Annotated in this window: 23 protein-coding genes and 1 tRNA gene; 6 read left to right on the top strand and 18 right to left on the bottom strand. The window is 43.4% G+C overall.

What is annotated here, in order from left to right; all coding sequences use genetic code 11:
- The first annotated feature begins 67 nt into the window (after window positions 1–67).
- Together pgm and xseA are read left to right on the top strand one after the other, a co-directional pair.
- Window positions 68–1708, top strand: a complete 1641-nt coding sequence (gene pgm / locus AABW11_RS09575; protein WP_340104857.1) for a phosphoglucomutase (alpha-D-glucose-1,6-bisphosphate-dependent) — start codon at window positions 68–70, stop codon at window positions 1706–1708.
- 277 nt (window positions 1709–1985) lie between these two features.
- Window positions 1986–3179 carry an exodeoxyribonuclease VII large subunit gene (gene xseA, locus AABW11_RS09570; protein ID WP_340104856.1) on the top strand — a complete coding sequence of 398 codons (1194 nt, stop codon included), beginning with the start codon at window positions 1986–1988 and terminating at the stop codon, window positions 3177–3179.
- A 12-nt stretch (window positions 3180–3191) separates the two neighbouring features.
- Here xseA and AABW11_RS09565 read toward each other — a convergent pair whose 3' ends face one another.
- The 7 genes from AABW11_RS09565 to AABW11_RS09535 all read right to left on the bottom strand — a co-directional run bounded on the left by AABW11_RS09565 (window position 3192) and on the right by AABW11_RS09535 (window position 12133).
- The gene (locus tag AABW11_RS09565; RefSeq protein ID WP_340104855.1) at window positions 3192–3737 is read right to left on the bottom strand and encodes a hypothetical protein; all 546 of its coding nucleotides are present in this window, start codon (window positions 3735–3737) and stop codon (window positions 3192–3194) included.
- Window positions 3734–5284: a trypsin-like peptidase domain-containing protein gene (locus AABW11_RS09560; protein ID WP_340104854.1), complete on the bottom strand. Its 1551-nt coding sequence runs from the start codon at window positions 5282–5284 to the stop codon at window positions 3734–3736. Before AABW11_RS09560 ends, AABW11_RS09565 begins: the two co-directional genes overlap by 4 nt.
- Complete coding sequence (recO, locus tag AABW11_RS09555; protein ID WP_340104853.1) at window positions 5281–6015, bottom strand: DNA repair protein RecO; 735 nt, start codon at window positions 6013–6015, stop codon at window positions 5281–5283. The genes AABW11_RS09560 and recO overlap by 4 nt, the downstream gene beginning before the upstream one ends.
- A 39-nt stretch (window positions 6016–6054) precedes the next feature.
- On the bottom strand, window positions 6055–8583 hold the full coding sequence (locus AABW11_RS09550; protein ID WP_340104852.1) for an efflux RND transporter permease subunit: 2529 nt from the start codon (window positions 8581–8583) through the stop codon (window positions 6055–6057).
- 449 nt (window positions 8584–9032) lie between these two features.
- Window positions 9033–10199 (bottom strand): glycosyltransferase, encoded by a 1167-nt coding sequence (locus tag AABW11_RS09545; RefSeq protein WP_340104851.1) that lies wholly within the window; start codon window positions 10197–10199, stop codon window positions 9033–9035.
- Between the two features lie 67 nt (window positions 10200–10266).
- Window positions 10267–11268 carry a hypothetical protein gene (locus AABW11_RS09540; RefSeq protein WP_340104850.1) on the bottom strand — a complete coding sequence of 334 codons (1002 nt, stop codon included), beginning with the start codon at window positions 11266–11268 and terminating at the stop codon, window positions 10267–10269.
- Window positions 11269–11374: 106 nt separating this feature from the next.
- Entirely contained in the window at window positions 11375–12133 is a 759-nt protein-coding gene (locus AABW11_RS09535; RefSeq protein ID WP_340104849.1) for a DUF3047 domain-containing protein, read from the bottom strand.
- Between the two features lie 180 nt (window positions 12134–12313).
- On the opposite strand from AABW11_RS09535, the gene AABW11_RS09530 reads away from it, so the two are divergent.
- Together AABW11_RS09530 and AABW11_RS09525 are read left to right on the top strand one after the other, a co-directional pair.
- Window positions 12314–12814 (top strand): hypothetical protein, encoded by a 501-nt coding sequence (locus AABW11_RS09530; protein WP_340104848.1) that lies wholly within the window; start codon window positions 12314–12316, stop codon window positions 12812–12814.
- Window positions 12814–13704: a hypothetical protein gene (locus tag AABW11_RS09525; RefSeq protein ID WP_340104847.1), complete on the top strand. Its 891-nt coding sequence runs from the start codon at window positions 12814–12816 to the stop codon at window positions 13702–13704. The genes AABW11_RS09530 and AABW11_RS09525 overlap by 1 nt, the downstream gene beginning before the upstream one ends.
- A gap of 2 nt (window positions 13705–13706) precedes the next feature.
- Here AABW11_RS09525 and AABW11_RS09520 read toward each other — a convergent pair whose 3' ends face one another.
- The gene (locus AABW11_RS09520; protein ID WP_340104846.1) at window positions 13707–14795 is read right to left on the bottom strand and encodes an HTTM domain-containing protein; all 1089 of its coding nucleotides are present in this window, start codon (window positions 14793–14795) and stop codon (window positions 13707–13709) included.
- On the bottom strand, window positions 14795–15265 hold the full coding sequence (locus tag AABW11_RS09515; protein ID WP_340104845.1) for a hypothetical protein: 471 nt from the start codon (window positions 15263–15265) through the stop codon (window positions 14795–14797). The genes AABW11_RS09520 and AABW11_RS09515 overlap by 1 nt, the downstream gene beginning before the upstream one ends.
- A 155-nt stretch (window positions 15266–15420) precedes the next feature.
- On the opposite strand from AABW11_RS09515, the gene AABW11_RS09510 reads away from it, so the two are divergent.
- Together AABW11_RS09510 and AABW11_RS09505 are read left to right on the top strand one after the other, a co-directional pair.
- Window positions 15421–16515, top strand: a complete 1095-nt coding sequence (locus tag AABW11_RS09510) for a glycosyltransferase family 4 protein (RefSeq protein ID WP_340104844.1) — start codon at window positions 15421–15423, stop codon at window positions 16513–16515.
- Window positions 16516–16633: 118 nt separating this feature from the next.
- The gene (locus tag AABW11_RS09505; RefSeq protein WP_340104843.1) at window positions 16634–17467 is read left to right on the top strand and encodes an O-methyltransferase; all 834 of its coding nucleotides are present in this window, start codon (window positions 16634–16636) and stop codon (window positions 17465–17467) included.
- A 64-nt stretch (window positions 17468–17531) separates the two neighbouring features.
- On the opposite strand, the gene AABW11_RS09500 is transcribed toward AABW11_RS09505, so the two are convergent.
- From AABW11_RS09500 to atpF, 9 genes are all read right to left on the bottom strand, one after another.
- A complete protein-coding gene (locus AABW11_RS09500; protein WP_340104842.1) occupies window positions 17532–19052 on the bottom strand; it encodes an oligosaccharide flippase family protein in 1521 nt (506 codons plus the stop codon).
- Window positions 19042–20340: a glycosyltransferase gene (locus AABW11_RS09495; protein WP_340104841.1), complete on the bottom strand. Its 1299-nt coding sequence runs from the start codon at window positions 20338–20340 to the stop codon at window positions 19042–19044. Before AABW11_RS09495 ends, AABW11_RS09500 begins: the two co-directional genes overlap by 11 nt.
- A 159-nt stretch (window positions 20341–20499) precedes the next feature.
- Window positions 20500–21096, bottom strand: coding sequence for an MlaC/ttg2D family ABC transporter substrate-binding protein (locus AABW11_RS09490; RefSeq protein WP_340104840.1), 597 nt, complete (start codon window positions 21094–21096; stop codon window positions 20500–20502).
- An 11-nt stretch (window positions 21097–21107) separates the two neighbouring features.
- Entirely contained in the window at window positions 21108–22499 is a 1392-nt protein-coding gene (locus tag AABW11_RS09485) for a TolC family protein (protein WP_340104839.1), read from the bottom strand.
- A gap of 524 nt (window positions 22500–23023) precedes the next feature.
- Window positions 23024–23108: transfer RNA gene (locus AABW11_RS09480), tRNA-Ser, on the bottom strand.
- Between the two features lie 81 nt (window positions 23109–23189).
- Window positions 23190–24086, bottom strand: a complete 897-nt coding sequence (gene atpG, locus AABW11_RS09475; RefSeq protein ID WP_340104838.1) for an ATP synthase F1 subunit gamma — start codon at window positions 24084–24086, stop codon at window positions 23190–23192.
- Entirely contained in the window at window positions 24087–25706 is a 1620-nt protein-coding gene (gene atpA / locus AABW11_RS09470) for a F0F1 ATP synthase subunit alpha (protein WP_340104837.1), read from the bottom strand. It lies immediately after the preceding gene.
- A 15-nt stretch (window positions 25707–25721) separates the two neighbouring features.
- The gene (gene atpH / locus AABW11_RS09465) at window positions 25722–26267 is read right to left on the bottom strand and encodes an ATP synthase F1 subunit delta (RefSeq protein WP_340104836.1); all 546 of its coding nucleotides are present in this window, start codon (window positions 26265–26267) and stop codon (window positions 25722–25724) included.
- Window positions 26268–26276: 9 nt separating this feature from the next.
- Window positions 26277–26789 carry a F0F1 ATP synthase subunit B gene (atpF, locus tag AABW11_RS09460; RefSeq protein ID WP_340104835.1) on the bottom strand — a complete coding sequence of 171 codons (513 nt, stop codon included), beginning with the start codon at window positions 26787–26789 and terminating at the stop codon, window positions 26277–26279.

The following is a 26789-nucleotide window of genomic DNA, read 5'->3' as shown; positions in this document are numbered from 1 at the left end:
CATTATCTATCATTTTCAATTTTCGTTTCACAAAAACGTAAACCCAACTTTATAACGGAGAATAACCGTGGCTGATCACAACCTTGCAGGAAAAAAAGCGCCCTATTCAATTCTTGAAAACGTTCCCAGGCTCATTACAAACTACTATACCAAAGAGCCCGATCCAGGTAATAAGCTTCAGTCTGTCTCCTTTGGAACATCCGGCCATCGCGGTACATCTCATGATACCACATTTAATGAAGATCATATTCTTGCCGTCAGCCAGGCCGTGGCCGACTATCGGGAGGAAAACGGAATTACCGGTCCGCTATTTATTGGAATGGACACCCATGCACTATCCGAACCCGCCCTCGTGTCTGCCATAGAGGTATTTGCTGCAAATAATATAGAGGTGCGCTACCAAACAGATTTTGGATATACGCCTACGCCTGCCGTTTCTCACGCTATACTTGCCTGGAACCGTGGTGAAAGCAAGCAGAAAGCCGATGGTGTGGTGATTACGCCGTCGCACAATCCTCCGTCTGACGGAGGGTTTAAATATAATGCCACTCACGGGGGGCCTGCCGGAACAGATATCACAAATGTTATTCAAAAAACCGCAAACCGTCACCTGCAGAGTCAGCTTGCTGATGTGAAACGAATATCGCTGGCAAATGCGCTGAAGAAATCTAACGTCTCTGCTTTTGATTATATCACGCCTTATGTGAATGATCTCGGTAACGTAATCGATATGAAAGTTATTAGTGAATCCGGCCTCAAAATCGGGGCAGATCCTATGGGCGGGTCCGGTATTGATTACTGGGAACCCATCGCTGAAAAATATAGCCTGAATATTGAGGTGGTGAATAAAGAGGTGGACCCCACATTCCGCTTTATGACCGTAGATAAAGACGGCAAAATCCGTATGGATTGCTCATCACCGCACGCCATGGCCAGCCTGATTGATCTGAAAGACAAATACGATATCGCCTTCGGAAATGATACAGACTTCGACCGCCACGGCATTGTAACAAAAAGCGGCCTGATGAATCCAAATCACTATCTCGCGGTGGCTATTCAGTACCTTTTTCAGAACCGGCCGGGCTGGAGTGATGAAGCTGCGATCGGGAAAACACTCGTATCAAGCAGCATGATTGATCGCGTGGCAAAATCCATCGACCGGCAACTTGCAGAAGTACCGGTGGGATTCAAGTGGTTTGTTGACGGTCTTCTAAATGGATCTTATGGTTTTGGGGGAGAAGAGAGCGCCGGAGCGTCATTTCTGAAGAAAGACGGGACGGTATGGTCAACTGATAAAGACGGCATCATTATGGATTTACTTTCGGCTGAAATCACAGCTAAAACCGGGAAAGATCCGTCTCAGCACTATCAGGAACTTGAAAAAACATTTGGCAGTCCTGTTTATGAACGGCTGGATGCACCTGCTACTCTCGAGGAGAAGAGCATTTTAAAGGATTTATCACCTGACCAGGTAAAAGCCGATGAACTGGCCGGCGAACCAATATTGAAAAAACTGACCCGGGCTCCCGGAAACGACGCCCCGATTGGCGGTCTTAAAGTAGAAACTGAAAACGGATGGTTTGCTGCCCGCCCATCCGGAACAGAAGACATCTACAAAATCTATACGGAAAGTTTCAAAGGGTCCGACCACCTCAAACAAATACAGGAACAGGCGATTGATATTGTAGATTCGGTACTTGGGAAATAGCGCTGAGTACCTTGACTGTCGAGTGGATCGAATTAGAGAAGATGAACTCGTCAGACGACTGAGGGTTTTGAAACCTTAACTTTTTCTTTCCCAAAGTCGTCAGACGAGAACGATACCTCGACTGTCGATTGCCCCGAAGGGATCACTTTGTGGTCTTTTTCGACTGTCGAGTTAATGTGACGCGATACTTTTTGGTCGGAACCGTGAACTCGTCAGACGAGGCAGAGATTAGCTGAGTTAACTGTTATCTTTCGTCAAATAGAAATCAAAGAATTTTATGCCCGACCAAATTCCATTTTCTTTTGATGTAGCCACCGTCACTGATATCACAAATCAGATCAAAAAGGTACTTGAATCTAATTTCAGAGATGTACTTGTGGAGGGCGAAATCAGCAATGTGAATCAGAGCAGGAACGGCCACTACTATTTTACGGTAAAGGATGACAACGCTCAGCTTCCGTGTGTTGTCTGGCGGTCAACCGCTCAGCGGATGGATGTTGAACTCAGCGATGGTCAGCAAGTTGTTCTCGGAGGTGATATCCAGGTGTATGCGCCCCATGGACGCTACCAGATGATCGTCTCGCTTGTTCAACAGGCCGGAGTGGGGCGCCTCCAGCAGAAGTTTGAAGAGCTCAAAGCAAAACTTCAGAAGGAAGGTTTATTTGATGATGCTCATAAAAAACCACTTCCAGCTTTTCCACAGCATATTGGGGTGATCACATCCTCCACCGGGGCTGCTTTTCACGATATCCGGTCTACTTTCGAGCAGCGATGGCCGCTGGCAACGCTCTATCTCCATCACGCCAGCGTTCAGGGTTTAAATTCGGCCGGTGAGCTTGTTGAAGCCATTAATACAATGCAAACTCAACCAAACATAGATGTGCTGATAATTGGCCGCGGAGGTGGGTCACTTGAAGACCTTTGGCCGTTCAATGAAGAAAAAGTTGCCCGGGCCATATACGACTGCACTATTCCTGTTATTAGTGCGGTGGGGCACGAAGTTGATTTTAGTATCAGTGACTTTGTGGCCGATTCGCGTGCCGCCACGCCCACACAAGCAGCCATGATAGCCGCACCCGATATCAACGATCTGCGAATGCAAATAGATGATTACACAATGGGAATTGAGTCATTCCTGAAAACGAAAATTGAGAAATATAAAGAGTACGTCTACAGGCTGGGCCACTCCCATGCACTGCTGAAAGTGCAGGACCGGCTGATACATCTTCGGAACCGGGTAACATCACTTCGAGAAAAAATGCAGCACAGGCAGCAATCAATGCTTTTAAACAGGCGGAGCCGTTTTAACGATCTTGTCTACAAACTTGAAAAGCATAACCCAAATGAACCGCTTGAAAGAGGATTTGCGCGGGTATGGCAAGGAAAAAAATGGGTGCAGTCGAAAGCTGCCGCAGATAAAGATCAGGGTATTCGAATTGAATGGAAAGATGGTAGCATGGAGATTAACTGATAATTATCCAGATTAAGATTCTTCCCGAATGGAGAGTGAAAAGAGGTCGTGATCTACTGCAGCAGCCAGTCTGTCAATTGCACGGTCCCTGTTCAGGCTGACTCTTGAATAGACGAGATGAACCGATCCATCGACTGTTGTATGTTTCGTTTCAATTTTTAAATCGTTACCCGCAAATTGCAGATTTTTCACTGCTTGTCTCAGTGATAATACAAAGTTTGCTGAATCTAACTCACTGGCTGAATTCCCATCAATCAACTTACGCCTGACATCTTCAGCGTATGAATCGATGGCATAATTGAGGTACTTTTGCGCCTGCTCTGTGGATTTTTTGACAGCCACAAGAGAATCACCAGCGATAGCCATGCCAGTTCCTGCAAATTCGGTGGAATCCTGATATGTGCGGTTTGCATGATTATACCAAGATGGCGCTCCATCCTCACTCACCTGCTCTTCCGCTGTCTGAGAATCACCAGTATCGTGCTGTGTTTGTTCAGCAGAACCGCACGAGTAGAAGAAAAGTCCGGTAACGATCAGTATAAAAAAGAATTTTCTCATGGAGTCAATATATAGTAGCCAACAGAGCCCTGCTCTGTTATTATTTTAAATTCAATGGGTGTTCTGTTCATAACCGATTCAGAAATAATTTGTTCCAAAACTCCTGAGTCTGTGACGTTTTCGCCATTAATGCTAATTACTTCTCCACCATCAGGTAGACCCCTGTGATAAGCCGGGGAATCCGGTGCAATTCCATCAATATAAAAATCCATTATGTCAGGATCATCGGGAGATGATAATCCCTGGATACGAAGACCAAGACTGCTAAACGTATGATTTGTGACCCCACTATTTTCACGGTCAGGTCGCGGCCTGAAGGCATCGTCTTCCGGCTCTATTTTTTGTATATCAAATGAAAGTTCCTCGGGTTCAGGCTCAGGACGCTCTATCTTGTTAAGCTGAGCACTCATCGATATTATATCTCCATCACGCCACACAGACAGGCTAACCGCATCCCCGGGGCGGTACATCGCAACTTTTTCCTGCAGCTTGTTTGATGCATTTACAGGCTGATCGTTTACTTCCAGGATTACATCGCTTGCCCTGAGGCCAGCTTCTGCTGCAGCACTCTCAGAATCTACATTCGCCACATACACGCCTCGTATACGATCGAGGCCTGTCTCCCGCACCAGATCCTCATCCATTGAGCGAATCTGAACACCAAGCATCCCCCGCTGCACTTCGCCATATTCAATAATATCCCGGGCCACTTTCATCGCCAGGTTGCTTGGAACAGCAAATCCATACCCCTGGTAACTGCCGTTTTGCGTAGCAATTGCCGTGTTGATGCCAATTAATTCACCACTGGTGTTTACAAGAGCACCGCCGCTATTACCCCTGTTGATGGCGGCATCTGTCTGTATAAAGCTTTCAATACGACGCAGATCATTGATAATTTCGACTTCCCGGCCCAGTGCACTCACAATACCTGCCGTAACCGTAGACTGCAGCCGGAAGGGATTACCGATTGCCATTACCCATTCACCCACTTCAATATTATCCGAGTTTCCGATGGTCAAGCTGGGAAAGTTACCCCCGTCAATTTTGATCACGGCCAGGTCGGTACTGGGATCACGTCCTACAATCCGGGATTCATATGTGCGCTTATCCTCAAGTGTAACGGTGATGCCATCATTTACCGCATCTTCAACTACATGGTTATTTGTAAGAATGTATCCATCGGACGAGATAAGAACTCCAGACCCAACGGTTTGAGCTCTTGGTGGTATAAACCGGCGCCAGATTGAGTCGTCTTCCTCGCCTTCAGTACCGTTAAAATCCTGACTGCGTGTCGGTACAATCGTTTCAATATAGACCACGGTGGGTGTTACACTCCGGGCAACCGTACGGAACACAAACCGGTCATCTATCTTTTCAAGGTCCTCATCGGTCCAGTAAGGAGTTTCACTTCGGTTCACCTCTATAAATCGAACTTCGGACAGATCTGCCAGCGCAGTATCGCGCTGAAAAAACATGACGATGATTCCTAAGACAATACCGATTAATACTAGCAGAACAGCGGTAAGAAATTTATTTCCTGAGCTCATGTCATCAATAGTTGATCGAAGATCTTATCTGACCTCCGAGGTTTCATGCCTTCGACATGATATATAAAATATTTATCTAAAGTCTGAATCAGTTGTTTAAGCTCATTCGAATCCATAACGATTCGAAGTACAGATGCGTTTGCAGAATGCAGTGATTTTTTCACAAACGCAAATTGCAGTGGTGATAGTCTTTCGGCATGATCATCCTCCTTTTGAGGAGAGAGGAGCCCGGAGCTGATATTTAGATATCCACCGTCAGATTCGTCAGATTTCATATACTGAACGCCAATTCCAATGTATTCTGCAATACGTAACTGCAGATAAGGAAAGAGCTGTGCCGGGACCCCAGATTGTTTATCGACCCAAACAAGGGTTTTCATTAAAAATTCAAAAAGAGGTGTGTTTACTTCATTGTCGTGTAGCACCTGGTTTGATAGCTCCAGTGTTGTCATCATCAGCGCCATCTTTTCGATATCAACCCGAAATGAATGCAATTTTCTACTATAGGAAACATCAGATAGAGTTTGTACGGAGCGGCTCTCTTTGATGTAAACAACCACTTCAAGCAGCTGCCCTACCACAAGAAAAGCGGAAAACTTGTTTTTAGGTTTTCGTGCCCCCTTTGCAATAACTGCAATTTTGCCTTTCTCCCTTGTAAAGAGCGTAGCTATGATACTTGATTCACTATAATCAACCGTTTTCATAACAATAGCGTCAGACTTTACAATCATAGCAAATCGCGTCCAGAATTATAGTCACCGGTAAGTGAATCAGTTATCGTTGTCCTCATCAGGTTTGTTAAGCAGATGCTTGTCTTCCAGAAACTGAACCATTGATGGCAGGAATGTCAATGCCGAGAGCAGTGTCATACCAATCCCAACAACTGCCATTATACCGATTGACTGCAGGCCGGGATGATTAGTGAAGAGTAAGCCTGCAAATCCAAGCATAGTCGTCAGCGATCCTATGGTAATATGCTGCCCAGTGCTCGACAGGACTTCCCACATACTTTTCCTGCCTTCTGCGCGATATCGGTGAGCAAGGTGGACACCGTTATCGCAACCTATTCCCAGAATTGCAGGTAAAACCACAAGATTGTAAAAGTTAAACTTTAAGCCGAACAGCAACTGTATACCAAATAACCAGAGCAAACCAATAACAAGCGGAATAAGCGCAATAAGGGTCCAGCGCATGGATTGAAACGATAGTGCGATGCAGATAAAGACCACAATGAAAGTTGCGATTACCATATAAGGGCTTTCCGTTCTCATCAGATCGAGCATGGTAGCTGCCACGATAGAGGTGCTGCCGGCGTGATACGTTTTACCGTTAGAGAGCTGAATATTCGATACATCTTCCTTAAATCTGATTGACCGAAGCCCATTAGATAATCCCGATTTGGGGTAAACAATTACAAACCGGCCGATTTCCCCTTCGTTGGTTATAAACCGGTTTTTCAGGAAATCAGGAATCTGTTCTTCTGTGAGAGGTTCTCGCGTCTGAGATGACTGACGCAAAATGTCGATATTTTCGCCCTCTTGGTTTTCAATAAACGGGTCTTGTAGCAGCTCTCTGATTCTCGATATTTTTTGGAGTTTCTGCTCTTTCATCTCTTCAAAGGGCGGAAATCGTTCCTGGATTGCTTCAACTTCTTCAATCATCGTGTTCGGGTCCGCCTCCATACGTGCCCTCAGTGTATCCACCACTTCAAAAACCTCTTCATAGGTATCTACAATAACGAATGCCGGATTGTGGTACTCATTCTCATCTACCCCACTGGTAAATTCCTGGAACTCACGATATTCAGGAAACTCAGGCTCCAGCTTACCAAAATCGTATTCAAATTCCAGGTTTCCTGAAAATGCAATCACCGTAACCGCCGTTACAACACTGAATACGATGATACTTCGCGCCATCGGAAATCTCTTGAATATTGGTTTTACAGCGCGGTCTTCAGATCTCGGGGGCAGCAATAGCCAGTTCCATCGCTCAAATAGCACCAGCAGCGATGGCAAAACAAATAGCATACAGAACAGGGCAAACATAATTCCTATCCCTGCAATGAAACCAAACTCAGAGAACCCCCGAAAATCAGCAAACATTAAAATAAAGAGAGCCGAAGCGGTAGTAAGGGCACTCACAACAATAGCTGTGCCGGTTCTCATGTAAGACAAAAGCACGCTGTCCTCTACGTTATTGCCTTCTGCCCGAAGCTCTATATAGCGGGCGTAATAATGAATCCCGTAGTCAATACCCAGCCCGAAAAGTATCACAAACAGTACGGACGTCATTGTGTTGAGCGTGCCGAGGTAGAGCGAGGTAATCCCGAAGGTCCACATCAGGCTCACCAGCAGCGGAATACCGATAATAAGCATCGGAACGGGTGCCCTTATGATGTGCTGAAGCAGCGAATGTTTCTGAAGCCTTGGATCTGTCCGCCGGTAATTCAGATATTTCTTTATCGAAAAATAAAGTATCACCAACAGAATCACGCTCGATATACCTGTTGCAAAACTGTTGTACACATCGTTCATAATGGATTCGAGCTCTGTTAGATGGCGTTTGATGCGGCCGCCAAACCTAACCTCCATTTCCGGATGATATGATGATGGTTCAAGTCTGTCGATCAAATTCCGAAGCTCGGAGAACATGTCTTCAAGGTAAGTAATATCACTCCTTGATCCGCTTGGATAGAGCGTAAGAATTGCAAGCGTGCTGTCTTCATTTATAGGATATTCCGACGGAACCAGCATATTGTAGCTTTCTTTAAACTGATCCAGATCTTCCTCTTCATCAGCCTCTTCCTCATCGTCAAAATCATCAAAATCTACGAGAAATGGATTGGCCTCTTCTTTGGCCTGATCAATTTCGTCCTGTAAATATTGAATAATGCTGTCGAGCTCAGCGGTTGTAGCCAGGTAAAGCGTATTATTCTTTAAAAACTCAGTTTCTCGCCGAAACTCTGTGTCGGTAAAGAAAGGTCCATTATAACGCTCGTAGTGGAGCTTGAGACTTTCCTCAGCAAGCTTGTTGGCAAATTCTACATTCGCCTCAAAACTTGGAGATTTAATCGCCACTTTCATTGATGTTTCACCGCCGGCTGTTTGCCTGAGTTTCTCCAGTGCCTGTACGCTTGGATTTGATGGGGGCAAAAGATTGGCAAAGTCTGTATCGACAGTCAGGTTTGAGGCAACATAACCACCCGCTACTGCTGTTATCAGCGCAATAAAAAGAACCCAGTAAGGTCGCTTGATATTGTGCTGAATTAGCGGCTCAAGAAACTCAATAATTTTTTGCATGAATAAACAATACTATACGTAGAGATAAAGAATAAGCGCTACAAGTTTAACCCGTTAAAGTACAAAAGTTTCATAATCTAATTGATGGTTTATAATGATTAATTATGAGCGTCTTATAAGCCATACAGACAGGCTAACGACTTGGTTAGGTGATAATTATTATTATCAAAATTACATCTTTTGCTATAACGTTCAATCCCCATCAGCACAAAACATATAGCACTCACTGTCTATGTCTTGAGACCTGAGTTCGATTATTAATCAATTTCATTTATTCGGTACGAAGTCTCCCCTAAAAAGGGGAGATTTAGAGGGGTGTTCATCGGTTTTTCCACAGATTTGTTGAACATCCCCCTGTATCCCCCTTTTTTAAGGGGGACTTTTGATATCATTATTCAAGAATCGAACTCGGGTTTAAGGTGTGAAAGAGTCATCCCGCCGATTTGGGATTACTCTCTATTATTAACTAAGAATTCGTAATAAGAGAAAAGCTCATCAAAATGGTCATCAACAGATCTTACATAGTTTTGTGATGCAACCTTACATGCCTCCAACAGTAAGCTACGTTCTCTGTTGACGATTCTTATGATCGCATCGGCCATTTCATCACTATCGCCGGTTTTATAAACTTCCGAATAGTCGGGGTTCCCAAAATCCATGGCCCCACCACGATCGGGCACCACAACCGGCAGACCGCTGCAAATCGCTTCAGCTACGACAATTCCGAATGTTTCTGCCGCAGATCCATGCAAAAAATAATCAGAGCTTGCCATAATATTCGCCAGTTCATCCCTGTCTGATGTGAATCCCATTAGCCTCACATTGTCCACCCGGCTTGATTTATAGGCCACCCATTTCTCAAATGGCCCCCCACCAAATATAATGAGCCCCATCGGTCGATTTTGTGATGCTTTTTGAAATCCATCAATAATGGTTCCTACTCTTTTTTCTGGGTGAAAACGGCTCACAGAAATACAGAGTGATGCATCTTCGTCAAGGCCAAGCTCTTTCAGCAGCTTTTTACGCAGTTCAGGGTCTCTCCGCTGAGGTGAAAAAAACGACTTATTGATCCCAAATCTAATGGTTGTTGGATTGTGCACACCAAACCTCTGAAGCCGCTCATTCAGCCAGTCACCGCTGACAATAGTTGTATCGTACATACGGCTTACTTTACCGATATAATTCCAGGCAAAGCCAAAGAGTTTATCGAGTTTTTTGAGTGAGATGAAAGAATTCAAGAATGTTTGCGGATAAACAGCCACGGGATCCTGGTGAAAAACAAGCGACTTTACGGCATCTCCTTCCCATGTTCCGGCAAAATGCCCGCCGGTCCACACAGATGAGCCCTCTACAACATCCGGCTGTAAAATATCAAGCAGACGGTGAACTTCACTTTTTCTCCATAGCACCACGTAATTTGGGTCAAGAATCAGCTTTGGGCCTTTCACCCACAGAATGCGCCCGCCAAACCGTTCTTCTTCGCCAGCCTCAGTGCCGGGAGCAATCACCACCATCTCATGGCCCAGCCTCTTGGCGGCCTGTAATTTTTGATTGATATATGTTTTAACACCGCCGCCTGTATCCGTATAAAATTCAGCGACATCAACAATTTTCATGCAAATAGGTTCGATTCATCCATATTGTAGTTCCTGAAGCAGTTAGAAAATACAGCTGACAATTAAATTATTTGCCGACCTGTTCGGTGTGATCGAGATCCTTCTGAAAGTGCTTAGACCACTGCTGTTCTGCAAATTCAAAAAAATGCTCTTTCTGATGTTTCCATCCAAAATGCAGCACGTAGGGTGTTACCCACATATGATCCATACTCCTGGGTAATAGTGAAAAAAACGAGAGCACAAAGTTACGCAAAGCCTTTGATTTAAGTCCCCTTAAGGCCTGTATAAATGGATTACAAAAATACTGAACCACTACATCAATATAATCCTGATCATGTTCAACCATGCCGTGGATATAATCGAGCTGTGGGCTTTCATAGCCGTTAAACCAGGGATATACGAAAAGTTCAAGCTTACTCATGGCCATACCAAGGCTCCATTCGCAGCTCTCCAGGCTCCGACCGGCTTCAGTAGTTCTACTGACGAAATGGGTTTTCTCTTTTTGCTTAAGATAGTGCGCAGCAAGATCGTTTACTTTCCGGGTGAGATCTTTATCGGCAGCGTACATAATCCCGGTCTGAACGCGATAGAGATGAGACAATCCAAATTTTCTGACCGTGCGCTGGCGCCTGCGAAGCAAAACATCGAGGAATACCTTTGCATTTTTAGGAGCTCCATAAAACACATCGGCCGAATCCTGTCCGGTTATTGTATACCCATAGGGTTTAAAGGCATGCCACAGATTATCCGGGTGCCTGCACCAGATCATATCCGAATCGAGATACATATTACGCTCGAAAGGCATGTAGTGGTGCAGGTTGTGCTTGAAACCTACTATTGACTGGTGCTTTTCGTCGAGTATTTCAATCCTGTCAAAGACGTCTTTCAAACCTATGCTGTCGATAATGTCGGCATGCTCCTGGCTGCATATCAGGGCAATGGGCCGAGCTTTATCATACCGGCGAATAGTTAGGGCTGAGACAAAGGCACTCCTCAGGTATTTTTCTTTACCGTAGCTGGTGTAAATGTATCCTTCACGACCTTGTGATGGTTTTGCTTCTGAGTCCAAAAAACTTACGTATTTATTAGTGGATTACTGATGTTTCATTTTAGATCATTGATGACTACCCATTATCAAAAAAATGTCATAGTACTGGTGCCACATATACTTTTATTTACCGATGAAAATCAATGGCAGGATGAAGTTCAAAGTTATCGTAGTCAGCTTTTATATGCGAGCGGGTTTCATCACCATCGCTTAATATAAGAATTGCTATGGGAGTTCGGGGAGGAGTTTTGCCAAAAATATTTTCATAATCTTCCACAATGTTACGTTCGAATGTCTGCCACTCGCCAAGATTATTCTCACCCGTTCCAACGACCATTATTCGCTGCCGTCCCCGCAATTTTGAAAATACAGACCCCACAGGATGTTTTGAACTCCAGGTATAACGAATAGATACAGGAACTTTCTGAAAAAGGATTCGACTGGTATCAAACACCACGTATACACTTGCAGCTACATCGTTGTAAGAACTGCTGTCTTCATCACCGCCTTCAGGAATATCGAAAATTCGCCAGTCCCACTTTAAAATCGGCGTTTCATGAATATTAATCTTTTGTTTATCGATGAGCGGAAAATTGAGGTGTTTGGCTTCTGTGCCCTCGTATCTCAAAAACTTGTTCCCGTTTTCCTGCCTGACTTTGTATTTATAATCCCTGCGATTAACCTCTTCATAATTCGCAGGAATACCGTCGCCATCCCGGTTATACCACTCATCCGGAATTGTACCCACCTCATAGTGCTCAAAATCTTCGAGGTACACAACTCCATCCTCGCCAAACTGAACAGAATTAATAGCTTCCTGCGCGTGAAGCGTAGTTACTGCAATAATTCCTGTAAATAATAACGCATTTAAAATAATTTTAAACATGCTGAAGCGAAGCCTTAATTATTGAGAATATTTCTTATTTTTGCATCCAAAACGATTCAGAATAGATACAACGTATATTTATTCTTTTTCAATCGAAATGAACCGCCAAAGTTCCCGTGGTGAAGTTACTATAAAATTGAAACCCGCACGAGCCGATTTGAAACATTAAGTTAAAGCAAAATGAATGCATCTATATCGAGACGTGGTATGAAAATTATTGGGGTAACGCTTCTTATTTACGCCCTGCTTGTAGCACCGCACGAAGGCGAATTCTGGCCATTTAGTATTTATCCTATGTTTTCGCAGGCAGGAAATCCCTGGACGCGGGCGATGGTTCTTGATGTATCCTCGAAAGCAGATGCCGACCTTTGGGAGACTCAATTGCTCCAAAACAGGGAGTCTGATGTTGTACCTGTTGGTAAATACGGTGTTGATCAGATTGACTTTTCCAATTTTGTTGTTAAAACACAGAACTGGACCGATTCCCGCAGGCAGGCTTTGATCGAAATGTTTGGGTCAAATTCAATCTCAGGGGAACGATGGATGGTGTCTAAGGTTCGTGGTGAATTGATTGGAAGAGATTCTGTGGCTATCAAAATCACTCCCTTTATTCTACTGACGGCAGATTCAACGTATCTCAATCCAATTCTTCCCGAAACCGCCTACGGAGGAATGAACTAATGAAGTGGACTCAGAGGCTTGGAAACCAGTTATTTGAACCCGGCCGGGATCAGTCACCCGGCGAAATTATCTTTTTTAAACTTTTTGAACTCTTTGTCGTTTTCTACACCATAAAGTTTGCATGGGAGTGGGGAATCTATACCGCAAGCCGAAACGTTGAGGTCGTTCTTTCACTCGGGCTGGCAAACTACATCGACGTTTCGATGTTTTTTGATAACTACCTGGCCCTTGCCAATGCCGCGTTTATCACATTGCTTTCTATCTTTAGCTATTTCAGGCTGGGGTATAAATGGCAGTATATGGTTGTCATGATTCTTCTTCACATCCAGTACGTGGCACGTTTCTCCCAGGGAGAAATCCCCCATAGCCAAAACCTGATCGGTATGTCGGTGCTCTGTTTTGCCATTGGAGCCATCTTCTTCCCTGATAAAAAGAAAATGCCGCGGTTTGTGATGGGGGGTATCATTTTCTTTATTGGACTTGGTTATACCTCAGCGTTTTTCGCAAAACTTATCGGAACGGGTCTCAGCTGGAACGATGGCCGCCATTTATGGCTGTGGATTGGTGAAAAAAGTATTGATATTCTTTCAAGGGAAGGCTTTTGGGAACCCAACTTTCTTCAGTCGATGGCACTTCAAAGTACGGCTGTAGCCTCAATAATTCTTCTTATTGGATGGTTCACAGAATTGATTGGCTTCACAATGTGGTTTAAGAAAATCAGGCCGTTTACCACCATGCTGCTTATCGGGATGCATATCGGAATAACGATGACGATGAATATTCGATTTGATGCGTTTGTAATGCAGCTCATTCTCATAGGTTTTCCATGGTACATATTACTTGACAGATATATAAAAACTACTCCTAAACTGCTCAAAAGAATATTATAATATCAAACGGACTGCGTTCTAACAGATGAAAACAAACCAATTGCTTTCTTTAAACCTAATGTTAATACGATTAGAACTGCTCCACTAATCAAGGCTAGCTCGTCAAAACTAGGCTCTCTTGTTGGCGTTAAAAGATACATTTTATCTATGATTTTGATAATCCCAAAGAGGCAGAAAAGTGCACCTCCAAAAACTAAAGGTATGGTGTATGGTTTTTCATTCAAGTCGACCAGGGATGCGATTGACTCGTGAATCTTTCCCCAGGGAAGAAATGCCGCATAAGCAGGAAAATTCACCAGAAATGCAATGTTTAAGGTGAGCATCGTCGAAAAATGAAAGAAAACAGCAAAGCATACAAAAAGACGCGTCCAACCGGCGCGCAGAACAGCAATTAAAAATCCTGTTTCAAAGAAAACAGTTCCCCAGTCGAGTATGCCCCAAATCAAGGGGATATTCATACTTACCATGTAACCAGAAAGCAATTCTGTTCGCCCTCTTATAAAATATTGATTCAGCAGGTGTCCCTGTGTAGCGAACGTATCCCCATTAAGCCACCCTCCTAAAATTTTAGGAAAACCTGCCGTAAACATCATAAATCCAATAAAAAGAGCCAGCAATGTGAGTGTCCAGCCATTGGCCTTGGTTTTTTTTCCCGACAAACCTGCATCGAATGAGTAGGCCCCTCCCCAACTGGAGAACGCCATAAGTAAGGGTAGAAGAATAATTAACATTTGATGATTTACTTTCCCGATACTAAAAATAAACCCCAGCAGGATAAGCATAAAAATTGCGGCTGCAATTGATGCTTTTTGAGTTTTAAAGCCAATAAGAACACATATCCATGACAAGGCAAGCAAAACGTGAATTGAGTAAAAAAACCAAGCAGGCGGAAAAGAATCGAAGAACATCATCGGGCCGGGCGGTGGAGTAAAAAAATCATCCGGGAATGAGGCTAAATCAGTGTAATATGCTGCATCCGGCATCAGGAAAAAGAGAATCAGAAGGGATGCAAAGATTCTGAAAAGAGCAAGTCCCTGAATAGTGGGTTGATAACTCTCGAAAATCCATCTATCGAACCAATTATTTCCCATTAATCCGCCACCTCTGCAATCCTAACTCTTTTCACGACTTTAACCGAATCAGTCTTCAGCCTTCCATCTATCCGGGTCATGTGGCGTCGGCGGTGAACATAGTAAATATTTCTCGCCGGTGTCCCAAGTAATTCATTACCCCGTTCATGAAACCATTTCCTTGTAGATGAATCAAAAGCCCTGATATCGACGGCAGATTCCAGGTTTGTGCGTACAAAACCAGCAAGCTGGGAATTTGGAATCTCATAGAAAAACTGACGGGGCGTAAATTCTCTCATGAGGCGGTTATCGTTGATTTCAACAGCCAGAACAAAATCATTCAACTGGTAGGAATCCCCGTAAACATAAACACTTTTAAAGCCTGGAAATACAAATGCTGGCCATGGCTCAGATGATTTAAGTCCTACAATACCTACTACAGCGTACTGCAGCGGCAGATAAATCAAGACAAAAATAAAAAGTCTCTTCACAGTTTTATTAGAAAGATTGAACATGATGGTATGTTATCTTTTCTGTATTTAGCTTCGAGATTTTTGTACTTCAAATCTCTTTTAAGCAGCATTTAAAGCTTTATATTTCATGAGTTTTAAACTAAGAAATTGCTTCCTTCAAGTCAGCTCAATAAATGAAAGTACTACATTTTAAAACGACTTACCTCAATCCCTCAGAAACCTTTATCGATGGATTGGTAAGAAATCATAAGACATTTGAGCCGGTCATCACCACATGTTATGCCAAATCTTTTGTTAAAGACCTCAATATCTATGAGATGCCAAAATATGGGCTTCAGGGTTTCTGGAACACTGTTCAGATAAAATTAAATATGACTCCATCATTTCTGTTTGATGTAGTCAAAGATGAGCAACCAGATATCATACACGGTCATTTTGGGCTTGATTCCTATCGTTTAATTCGACTTCGAAACAAAGCAGGGCTCCCTCTTATTGTAAATTTTTACGGACACGATGTCACAAGGCTGCCAAGAGAGTTTGGCTGGAAGCAGCGGTACAAGCGACTCAGAAAAAACATGGACTGGGCCGTTGCAGTTTCTAATGATATGAAGCGAAATCTGGTGAAACTTGGCTTTGATAAAAATAAAATCAGCGTCGTTAAACTTGCAGTTGACGTTGAAAATATTGAATTCAATCAGCGACATAGTTCCGGCCCCAGGCTGATGATGGTTGGCCGCTGCGTAGAAAAGAAAGGGTTTATATACGCACTTCGCGCTCTGACCGAGATCAGAAAAGTAATTCCCGACATTACACTCGATCTTTACGGCGATGGTGAATTACTGCCGCAGCTTAAATCATATGTAAAAGATGCCGGCCTGTCAGATTGTGTAACTTTTCACGGGTTCACAGATAATATTGACATTTTTAAAGCACTTCAAAACCACGATATTTTATTGGTACCAAGTGTTCAGGCCAAAGATGGGGATCGGGAAGGGCTTCCGCAAACAACTGTGGAAGGAATGGCGACCGGTATACCCGTAATTGCGAGTAATCATGCCGGGCTACCTGAACTCGTTATTAACGAGGAAACAGGATTACAGGTGCCAACACGAAATTCTGATGCATTGAAGCGTGCTGTTATCAGACTTTATAAAGATGCAGACCTTGTAAAGAAAGTAAGCCTTGGAGGACGTCTGATGGTCGAAAAAGAACACAACCTTAACAGCCAGATAAAAAAAACGGAAGATCTTTACAGGCAATTAGTGTAAAACCATCAATCAAAATTTTACCTGGTTTACGATTTGCTAAAAGCAAGTAGCCAATGTTTATATTCTTTTGTATGCTTTGTTCAAATAATCTAAATGTAATGTATCACTACCGGCTCGTATGAACATATTTGATCCGCCTATCAACAAAATCAAACATGCTGACTGGCCATTTCTGCTGGTTCATCTAACTGTGTATGCAGTATTCCTGATACTTGCCGCATTATTACTCGATCGAACGGCTGAAACAGTTGTCTTCTTAATTCTGACCGTTTTTATCCTGCTTTTAATACTGACCCATTTTTATCGGGTCAACAAGAAAGAATCGGAACACTTGCAGTATAAAATTCAGGCAATTGGAGAGATTCAAAACTTATTGCCTCTCAGGGCTCCTTTGCGCCCCATGACAAGCTGGGCGGCCACACCCGAACTGGCCGTTACAGTTCTCCGGCAAATCATCTTTAGCAAACCAAAAACCATTGTAGAGTTGGGAAGCGGTATCACATCCTTGATTAATGGTTATGGGCTTGAAAAGTATAGCCCTGATGGAAAACTGATTAGTCTAGACCATGACAAAGAGTACGCTGAGATTACCCGCACTGAGATTAATCAGCATGGATTAAGTAACCGCATCGATTTGCGGGTTGCTCCTCTGATTGATATTAAATTGAAGGGAGAAAGTTTTAAATGGTACGACCTGTCAGATTTTTCTCCTGAGGAAGACATCGACCTTCTTATAGTCGATGGTCCCCCGGTAAGCACGGTAAAATTTGCCCGTTATCCTGCTCTGCCGTTAATGGCCGATAAATTGGCACAAATCTGTACCATCATCATTCACGATACTAACCGTGAGGAAGAGGCAGGCATTGTTCAGCGCTGGCTTAAAGAGTTTCCGGAATTCAACGCCGATATACAAAAGACTGATAAAGGTATTACTGTCCTTACAAGATCTTAATAGGCTCGGCGGTAAATCAAACTTGGGAACCAGAAAAACCGTGTATCAAATCTGCCAAATGGAATTAGTTTGAAGTAAGAAATTTGAAAGACAGCCAGTCTTTCAGTTTCTGCCAGTCGTCAGGAGTTATCACTTTTAATAGTGTACCCACAACTGCAAATGAGATCAGGAATATGGCGCTTGATGTAACCAGCCCTATGATTGTGCTCTCTATTGAAATGTACTCCATCCGAACATACCATGCCGGAATCGCAACGAGTACTGAAGTTCCAAGCACGCTAAAGTAAAAAGGAAAAGGTAGCACCTTGTAAAACGGCAGTTCCATGTGACCACCAATCCGGCGCAGTAAAATCAGCCAGTTATAAATATTGGCGATAAATGTTGATAAAGCTGTTCCAACAATCCCAAACCAAATCGTAAACGGCACACTCAAAATAATGTTTGCCACCACAAGATTCAGGCTCATATAAAACACGCCTTTCGTATCGCCGAACGCCTGAAGAATACTTCCGTAATGCGTTACTCGAACCAAAACAATAAGATTATATATCTGAAAAGGCAGCACGGCGTTAGAGTAGTCTGTACCCTCCGACTCTGCAATTAATGAAATAAGATCCGGGGCAATAATAATGGATAGAATTGTAAGTGGCACCACCAGCAAACTTACTTTTTCAACGCCTTTGTACCAAAGCTCAAGAAGCTCCTCTTTTTTCGACTCAAGCTGCAAACTCACATAGCGGCTGATTAGAACAGAACCCACAGCAAATGGAATCACACGAATAATCGGGACTTCCTGGGCTCCAATCGTGTACTCTGCATAGGCGGCGGCTGGCAGAAGGATTGATACAACAAACTTGTCCACATACCGGTTTAGTTTGTTAGTAAGTGATGAAAACCCAAGCGGCAGCGCAAAATCGAATTGCTTTTTGAGAGAAATGTCTGTGTCGGACAGTTTACCTTCTGGCAGTACCATATGAAGCCAGATAAACGATCCGATAAAACGGATAACACCATAAATAACGAGTCCGTAAACTGCAATTTCAAGACCATAGCCCAAGGCAAGTGGAACCACCAGGCATCCGAAAGATAGCAGACTTGTGCTCATCTCATACCAGGCGGAATCTTTCTGCCGGTCAAGGGCAAGAAGTACATTAGTAACCGGCCAGGTTGGGATTTCAAGAACAGCAAGCAGCCCCATCCAGGGCAGTAAATCCTGTACCTGTTGAACATTAAATGGGTCCCACTCAGTAAGTAACTGAGGAGCAAAATAGCTTATTAGCAGAACGAACGCACCGGCAACAATACCTGTAAGCAGTAAGATAGAGGTCGTTTGCGCCGTAAATCCTCGTTTGGCACTTCCGCTAACACGTTCAAAGAAATAAAAGATACTTTCGGGAAAGCCAAGGGTGGCAAGGTTCCTTGCTACTTCATGGACCATCAGCAGGTAGCCGATGATTGCGAAGTCAGTCTTGGAAAGGATTTGAATTGTGGCTATTACAATCGCCAGATCAATCACCGTGGTGATAATCCTGGCAAAAACCACGACACCCGCTTTTTCAGTTAAACTTCCTTTTTTAGTGCTCATCGCCGGCTAAGGTATCCATAATTTGAGCAAGTTTGCGGGTATTATTTTTTGCGGAATATTTTCTGATTTGATCCGGTTTCCGATCTATATCAAACAGTGGTTCACCGTTCAATTTTCTATCGACAGCTTGTTTTAGAACATCTGCAATTCCATCTGTATTGCTATTATGGAAATGACGCCCTGTGCCCGATTTGCTTAGAATTTCTCCAATCTCCGGATTCGGTGTGATCGATAAAATGGGCCTGTCAGATATCATATATTCCCAGAGCTTCGCCGGGATAATTGATTTGCGTTCACGGCTGGTGCTCACGAGCAATATATCCGCACTCGCAAATACCGCGGGCGCTTTCTCCGGTACAACCTTATCGTGAGTCTTAAAAAGACTCGATATACCAAGTCTTTTCAAAGTCTCTTCGTCATCCGGCTCGAGAGTACCAAAAGAGTGAACTCTAATCCGTTTCCGAACATCTTCCGGAAGCTCTGCCACTGCTTCCGCAATCGGGTTGATGGGGCTCAAGCGCCTGAATGATCCAAAGAAAATCAGATTCAGTTTTGAAACATCAATATCAGCGGACCATTCCTTTTCTGGACTTGCTAATTCTTTTTGATCCGGCAGCTCAAATGAATTATAGATCGTAGCCGTTTTCTCCGGTGCAATTGAATAGTAGTTCGAATAGATATCTTCAGTTGACTGCGCTGTAAAAATGACTTTATCAGCAGCTAATATGAATTTTTTTTCAAGACGTTTATCAGCCAGATTCGAGAGATACGAGCGCTCCCGAAGAGATAAACCAGAAAGCGTCCATGGGTCACGAAAATCTGCGATCCACGGTTTTTTCAGATCATTCGCCAGCTTATGCCCCAGCCAGTGGCCCGACCATGGATCACCGGTACTCCAAATCACATCAGGGTTTAAACTCTTTGATTGTTCCAAAATCTTCGAATAGGCGCTCCAAAACAAAAACACCCAGGTATCCATCGGCACCTGCCGGTCGAACCACTCAGCGATCCGGTTAGACCATTCAGCCCATACTCTGTACTTCGGTTTAATATCACGTTCAGATTTCATTCCCGTCGTTCGATCAAATGGCGGATTGATGTGTTTTACAGTAACTCCGGCCAGAGATTGTTTCTCATGTTGTGTAAGATGATCATCAGGTGAGCCGATAGTATATACAACCGGTTTCCAGCCAAAAGATGTGAGATGTTTCGCAAACTTGTAGGGCCTGAGCGACCCCACGCGGCGACGTGGAACAAAATAAGGGGCGATCATCAATACCGTTTTCATGGACGAAAGGTAGTCATCGAGTCCAAGAAGTAAAACGAATTATAAGAAATTGAATGATAGATGAGCATATGTTGATGACACTTGCCGGGAAATCAGTTTTCTTATTTTGGAAAAAAGCCGGTAACTACGGGTGAAATAAACCGGCCCAAAAGAAAAGTATTAAGTGGAAGACGCACGCGCTGCACGGCGTTCTAAACTATCGAAAAGTGCATCAAACCCACGCTTTCTGATAATGTTCTGAAATTGAGTATTGTAAGATTCTGCAGTAGAAACTCCGTCGATCGAAAAATCAGTCACCACCCACTCTCCGTCTTTTTTTACCATTTCATAACCTACAGGAGTTCTGACATTCTCAAGCTGAGCAACAGTGCTTACTTTTGCTGAATCTCCATCGACCTCTATACTCTCATATTCAATTTCCGCTCTGTAAATTTCAAGCCGGTTCAAAGACTGATCCCTGACAACGGTTGCGAAAAGATCTACAAACCGTTCCCTTCTTTCATCTGAGAGTTCATTCCAGGTGTCTTGCAGTGCATATCTTGCCATGGACCTGAAATCGATCACGCCATTAATAATCTCTTTGAGTTCATTGCGCTGCTCCTGCGTGTAAGATGTTCCTTCAGGGCCGAGAAGCTCTTTTATCTCGTTATCTCTTTCATTAAGCATCTGACGAATCTGCTGCTCTCCATCCTGGGCAAAAATTGATCCGGCCAGGAGGAATGATATAATTATTAAGCCAAGTTTTTTAAAATACATAGTAAACAGTTTTAATTTATTCTAAGCTGTACAACAGGAATTCCCGCTGCTTTATAAAGCTCTGCAACTCTCTTATTCAATTCAAAGGTATTTTGTTTCAATTCAACTCTCGTTTCTAACTCTTTTTGTACGGCGTCAAGGAGGTCTTTCACATCACCAAATCCAAAATCATAATCAAGCTGCTCTTGCCGGACCCAGTTTTTTGAAATGGAGAGAACTTCCTCAAGCTGAGTAACACGTTTTTGAGCAACAGAAGCTTTACGATAAGTATCATTTAACTCAAGGAAAATACCATCGGTTAATGCAAGCTTAAGATCTTCGACTTGTTTCTTCTCTATTCGGGCACGATCAACTTTAGTTTGTGTCGTCAAAAAATTTAAATTTTGCCGAAAACTAAGCCCCACAGCTGCAGAGGCATAGTTCGTATTATTTATGATGAACGGGTTCGATTGACGGGGCCGGTTGGGAGTATTTGCATAACTACCAGACAAACCCAGGAACAACGATGGATAATACTGTGATTTAACAGCTTCAATCTGACTGCTGGCGGCACTGATTCCCGCATCAGCTCCCATCAGCTCGGGTCTCTCGTCCATTGCAACTGACCTGTAGTAGTTAAACGACTCAAGTTCAAATGGCACAGCATCGAGGTATAGACTTTCAGGTTCGTAAACATTGTTTTGTGACGGATCAAGAATGTAAGCCCAGACTCGCCGAACGTTGTCGAGGCTTTGTCGTACTTCTTCCCGTTGTACTTCAAACTCGGCTTTAAAAATATTAAATTTAAAAACATCCGATTGATCCAGATCGGGATCTCCTTCCTCCTGCATCTTATTCAGCTGACGCTCAACCTGCCGTAACTGTTCATCAGCTTCAATTAGTATTCGTTCTAATTCAAGAGCTAGCTGATAGCTGTAATAAAGATCAAAGAGTTGAATTTCAATCTCTGATTTTTCGGCCTCAAATCTAAACTGCGCTGCATTGGCAGCGGCTTCAGTAGCATTTATTGCATTGGTTAAAGCACCCCAGGTATATATTGGTTGTGCAGCACTAACTTCAGCCCTGGTAAATATTGCCCAGTTCTCCCAATCATTTGAAAGGTCAGGATCTAAGTAAAATTCATTTGGTGATAAATTCTCTTTATTACTGTCTACACCCGGAATTAGCCCATGTTGTGTGCTCAGATTAATCCGTGGCAAAATACGCTGATCTTTAGCCTGTTTCGCCCTATTTTCGGCAAGATGAACTGCATTTTCGAGATAGTCAGCCTGTCCGGACCGTTCTATCCCTCTTTCAATGAAGTCGGGTAACGATATACTAAGTGTATCCTGGGCTGATGCTGGCAATTGAAGTACTAAGGCTGATGCAGCAAGTAAAAGGACAGTAAACAAACGTGACTTCATTCTATTATTTCAGTTTATAAGAAGTGTTATCGCCACAAACGTATTAAGAAGAATTATATTTAAAAAAAAAAGCCCCAAATATTTTTGGGGCTTTAGAAAAAAAATGCGGAGGGAGAGGGATTCTTCCGAATGAATCCCTGCGGAGGAACCCACCTAAGACTTGCGCCTCATTTTAAAATTAATAATTAAAAAAAAGCGGAGGGAGAGGGTTTCTCCCAAAGGGATCCCTTCGGGGGAACCCGCCGGAGACTAACGCCTCCCAATCATCAAAAGCTTTAAATGATGCCCTTATTTTTTTAAATATCGATATCCATCAATACTTTTGAAAAACTTTTCACGCTGCCTTGCTTCACTACGTGTCTTACATTCTTCCTTGTAATATAGAAAACCCAAGGACGACGACATTTTTATACCGCTGTCGCCCGGCATTGTGTTCCTCCAATCGCTTATACACATCATCGGTACTTCCATGCTAATAGGTACCGTGCGACTCGCTTTTCAATATGTATGCATAAAAAATAATGCGGAGGGAGAGGGATTCGAACCCCCGGAGACTTGCGCCTCAACGGTTTTCAAGACCGCCGCATTCGACCACTCTGCCATCCCTCCGGAAATAAAAAAGAGTTTGTTGAACTGCTATGGAAATATACCATCAACAGTACCGGTCGTCAATAAGTTAAAGATCTAAGACTAAGACTCTTCAAGCGCCTGGGCACCCGATACAATTTCTGATATCTCGGTAGTAATGGCGCTTTGTCGTGCCTGGTTATACTTCAGCGTCAATTCTTCTTCAAGCTCTTTGGCATTTTCAGTGGCGTTATCCATGGCAGCCATCCGAGCTCCCTGTTCTGATGCATTCGATTCTAGCACAGCTCTCCAGAGCTGCATAATCACGTAAACCGGTAATATTTCATCAAGTATCGAAGACGAATCAGGCTCGTAAAGATAATCGCTTGTTTTCAAAGATTCATCTTCATTTTCATCTTTTTTCAGAGACGCCGGATCTACCGGTAATACTTGTAACACGCGTCTGTTTTGAGCGATAACAGTTTTAAATTCATTAAAACTGATCAGCACTTTATCGTAATACTCAGATGTGTATTTTTTGATAACGTGTTCCATAATCTCAGCCGTAAGATCATACTCAAGATTATCAAAAAATCCGGGATATTTATCAACGATGTTATACTCTCGTTTTTTGAAGTACACAGTGGCTTTGCGTCCAATTGTAATCAAATCGAGTGTTCCATTTTTGTGATGCTCTGAGTAGTCATTAGCGATAGTTCGTTCTACAACCTTAAAAAGGTTATTGTTAAAACCACCACACAAACCTTTATCAGACCCGACCACTAAAAGCAAGACACGGTCAATTTCATCGGGTTTCCTCAACAGTGGATTTTTGGCGTCAGAGGATGATCCCAAACGCGATACAACTTCCTTAAGCTTCGTGGCATACGGCCGCATAGAAGTCATGCGGTTTTGTGCTTTCCGTAGCTTTGCAGCAGCCACCATCTTCATGGCTCTTGTTATCTGCTGAGTGTTGTTAACGGATGAAATCCGGTTTCGAATATCCCGAAGGTTAGCCATCTATTCTACCTCTTCAGCTGCCAAAATTTGATCGATTACGCTTTGAGCTGCATCAACAAGCTCCTCCCCAAAAGAGTCGCTTAACACACCTGTTTTCGACAGTTCCTGCATCTTTTTACTATACTTGGCCCCGATCGTCTCAAGGTACGTATCTTCGAATTCACGAATTTTTGTTACCGGGAGCTCATCAAGCAGCCCTACATTATTAATCTTGAGCAGTGCAATCTGCTGTTCTACAGGTAATGGATTATACTCTCCCTGCTTCATCAATTCTACTGTTCGCTCTCCACGCTTCAGCTGACGCTGAGTTGAGGGATCAAGGTCGGAACCGAATTTAGCAAAAGCTTCCAGTTCCCGGTACTGGGCCAGGTCGAGTTTAAGCGTTCCTGAAAGTTTCTTCATTGATTTTACCTGTGCAGAACCACCCACACGTGATACTGAAATACCCACATCAATTGCCGGGCGAATACCACTGTTAAACAGATCTGTATCAAGAAAGATCTGGCCGTCGGTAATAGAAATTACGTTTGTCGGAATATATGCTGATACATCACCCGCCTGGGTTTCAATAATGGGGAGTGCCGTTAACGACCCCCCGCCTTTCACCTTGGGCTTAAGTTCTTCAGGAATGTTGTTCATCATCTGAGCCACTTCATCACTTTCAATGATTTTGGCTGATCGTTCCAACAAACGGCTGTGCAGATAGAAAACATCACCTGGATATGCTTCACGGCCCGGTGGTCGTTTAAGGAGCAGTGAAAGTTCACGATAGGCCACAGCTTGTTTCGAAAGATCATCATAAATCACAAGCGCGTGGCGGCCTGTATCACGGAAATATTCCCCGATAGCTGCTCCAGCAAAAGGCGCAATATAACGCATCGGTGCCGATGAACTGGCTGGTGCAGATACAACGCACGTGTAATCAATTGCGTCGTACTCATTCAGTGTCTTAACAATATTTGCTACTGTAGATCCTTTCTGTCCTACGGCTACATAAATACATACAATCGGTTTATCAGAATCCTGCGTGTATTTCTGGTTGATGATTGTATCAACTGCAACAGCTGTTTTACCTGTTTGACGGTCACCAATGATAAGTTCTCGCTGGCCGCGGCCGATTGGAATTAACGAGTCAATCGCTTTAATTCCTGTTTGAACGGGTTCATCAACCGGCTGGCGATAAATAACACCCGGCGCTTTTCGTTCGAGCGGTACGGTGATCAAATCTCCCGTCAGTGCACCTTTACCATCAAGCGGGCGACCCAGCGGGTCAATAACACGACCAAGAATTTCGTCACCTACAGGAAGGGATGCGATATTTTTTGTTCTCTTTACTAAATGGCCTTCCTCAACTGATGTCGAATTACCAAAAAGCACAATACCTACATTGTCTTCTTCAAGATTCAGTACCATCCCTCGAATTGGATTTCCGTCTTCACTCAGAGAATCAGGCAGTATTACAAGTTCCCCTGCTTGAACCTTTGAAAGGCCATACACACGGGCAATACCGTCTCCTACTTCAAGAACGGTTCCCACATCATATGTTTCCGCTTCGTTGTCGAATCCGGAAAGTTGTTTTCTTAAAATTGCTGAGACTTCGTCAGGTCTTACTTGACTCATATTCCTACCTAAATTTTATACTGCAGTACCTACTGCAAACTGATTTTTGAGCTTTCTGATTTTGTGTTTCACTGAGCCGTCCAATACCGTGTCATCAATACGAACGATTAATCCGCCTATGATATCTTCGTCGACGGTTACATTCATCTCAATCTTTTTTCCGGTTGAAGAGGCAAGGGCCTTTAAAAGGTCATCTGTTTGCGACTTACTTAACTCATACGCAGTAGTAACATCCACCTGTATAATTCCTTCATGCTTATTATAGAGCTGAATAAACCCTTGACAGATATCTTCCAGTAAATTCTCTCTGTTTTTTTCAGAGAGCAGACGAAGCAAACTCTTTGTTTCGCCAGAAATATGCTCATGAAAGATTGTAGACAGCACATCCTGCTTATCTTCCGTCTTAATGATTGGGCTCTTCAAAAAGACAACAAGATCCCGGGAATCCTGCACCGTATTCAAGATGAACCGTATATCTTTTTCAACGTCGTCGAGTATGTCTTGCTCCAGTGCAGACTGCAAAAGAGCATTGGCATATCGCCGGGCTGCTTTAGAAATCATTCGTTTCCTTTAGTTTTTTGACAGATCGCCAATGAAGTTATCGACTAGCTTTTTATTCTTTTCCTGATCAAGCTCGGCTTCAATAATCATTGAAGCAGATTTTACAGCTAATTCTGCTACCTCATTTCTGAGTTCAGACAGAGCCTGTTTCTTCTCCTGCTCAATCGTATTCCTGGCGTCTTCAAGAAGTTTGGAGGCATCTTTCTTTGCTTTCCCGATCCTTTCGGTCCGGAGCAATTCCGCCTCTTCAATCGCTTCCTTTCGGATTTTCTGCGCTTTTAATTCTGCTTCTTTCAGCGCTTTTTTATTATCCTCAGAAATACGCTCTGCTTTCGCAATCGCTTTTTCTGCTGATTCCAGAGAGTCTTTGATTCGCTGCTCTCTTTCGTTCAGCGCCTGAAGAATTGGCGGAACAGCGTATTTCCCCATGATGTAGAGAAACACGAGCATTGAAATCAACACCCAAATCGCAAAGCCAGTATTAAATGAGAGGATCCCTCCTCCGGCTGCTATAAAGAACAT

The sequence above is a fragment of the Rhodohalobacter sp. 8-1 genome (genome assembly GCF_038150125.1).
Lineage (GTDB): Bacteria > Bacteroidota > Rhodothermia > Balneolales > Balneolaceae > SW132.
This window is presented reverse-complemented; position numbering and strand designations above follow the sequence as displayed.

What these genes read in the sequence shown, in the direction of transcription:
- AABW11_RS09550 (WP_340104852.1), bottom strand. Translation starts at nt 8,583, where the DNA reads ATGCAAAAAATTATTGAGTTTCTTGAGCCGCTAATTCAGCACAATATC.
- AABW11_RS09490 (WP_340104840.1), bottom strand. Translation starts at nt 21,096, where the DNA reads ATGTATTTTAAAAAACTTGGCTTAATAATTATATCATTCCTCCTGGCC.
- AABW11_RS09510 (WP_340104844.1), top strand. Translation starts at nt 15,421, where the DNA reads ATGAAAGTACTACATTTTAAAACGACTTACCTCAATCCCTCAGAAACC.
- AABW11_RS09565 (WP_340104855.1), bottom strand. Translation starts at nt 3,737, where the DNA reads ATGAGAAAATTCTTTTTTATACTGATCGTTACCGGACTTTTCTTCTAC.
- AABW11_RS09525 (WP_340104847.1), top strand. Translation starts at nt 12,814, where the DNA reads ATGAAGTGGACTCAGAGGCTTGGAAACCAGTTATTTGAACCCGGCCGG.
- AABW11_RS09520 (WP_340104846.1), bottom strand. Translation starts at nt 14,795, where the DNA reads ATGGGAAATAATTGGTTCGATAGATGGATTTTCGAGAGTTATCAACCC.
- AABW11_RS09485 (WP_340104839.1), bottom strand. Translation starts at nt 22,499, where the DNA reads ATGAAGTCACGTTTGTTTACTGTCCTTTTACTTGCTGCATCAGCCTTA.
- AABW11_RS09505 (WP_340104843.1), top strand. Translation starts at nt 16,634, where the DNA reads ATGAACATATTTGATCCGCCTATCAACAAAATCAAACATGCTGACTGG.
- xseA (WP_340104856.1), top strand. Translation starts at nt 1,986, where the DNA reads ATGCCCGACCAAATTCCATTTTCTTTTGATGTAGCCACCGTCACTGAT.
- atpA (WP_340104837.1), bottom strand. Translation starts at nt 25,706, where the DNA reads ATGAGTCAAGTAAGACCTGACGAAGTCTCAGCAATTTTAAGAAAACAA.
- AABW11_RS09530 (WP_340104848.1), top strand. Translation starts at nt 12,314, where the DNA reads ATGAATGCATCTATATCGAGACGTGGTATGAAAATTATTGGGGTAACG.
- AABW11_RS09545 (WP_340104851.1), bottom strand. Translation starts at nt 10,199, where the DNA reads ATGAAAATTGTTGATGTCGCTGAATTTTATACGGATACAGGCGGCGGT.
- AABW11_RS09535 (WP_340104849.1), bottom strand. Translation starts at nt 12,133, where the DNA reads ATGTTTAAAATTATTTTAAATGCGTTATTATTTACAGGAATTATTGCA.
- atpG (WP_340104838.1), bottom strand. Translation starts at nt 24,086, where the DNA reads ATGGCTAACCTTCGGGATATTCGAAACCGGATTTCATCCGTTAACAAC.
- atpH (WP_340104836.1), bottom strand. Translation starts at nt 26,267, where the DNA reads ATGATTTCTAAAGCAGCCCGGCGATATGCCAATGCTCTTTTGCAGTCT.
- AABW11_RS09495 (WP_340104841.1), bottom strand. Translation starts at nt 20,340, where the DNA reads ATGAAAACGGTATTGATGATCGCCCCTTATTTTGTTCCACGTCGCCGC.
- AABW11_RS09560 (WP_340104854.1), bottom strand. Translation starts at nt 5,284, where the DNA reads ATGAGCTCAGGAAATAAATTTCTTACCGCTGTTCTGCTAGTATTAATC.
- AABW11_RS09500 (WP_340104842.1), bottom strand. Translation starts at nt 19,052, where the DNA reads ATGAGCACTAAAAAAGGAAGTTTAACTGAAAAAGCGGGTGTCGTGGTT.
- atpF (WP_340104835.1), bottom strand. Translation starts at nt 26,789, where the DNA reads ATGTTCTTTATAGCAGCCGGAGGAGGGATCCTCTCATTTAATACTGGC.
- recO (WP_340104853.1), bottom strand. Translation starts at nt 6,015, where the DNA reads ATGATTGTAAAGTCTGACGCTATTGTTATGAAAACGGTTGATTATAGT.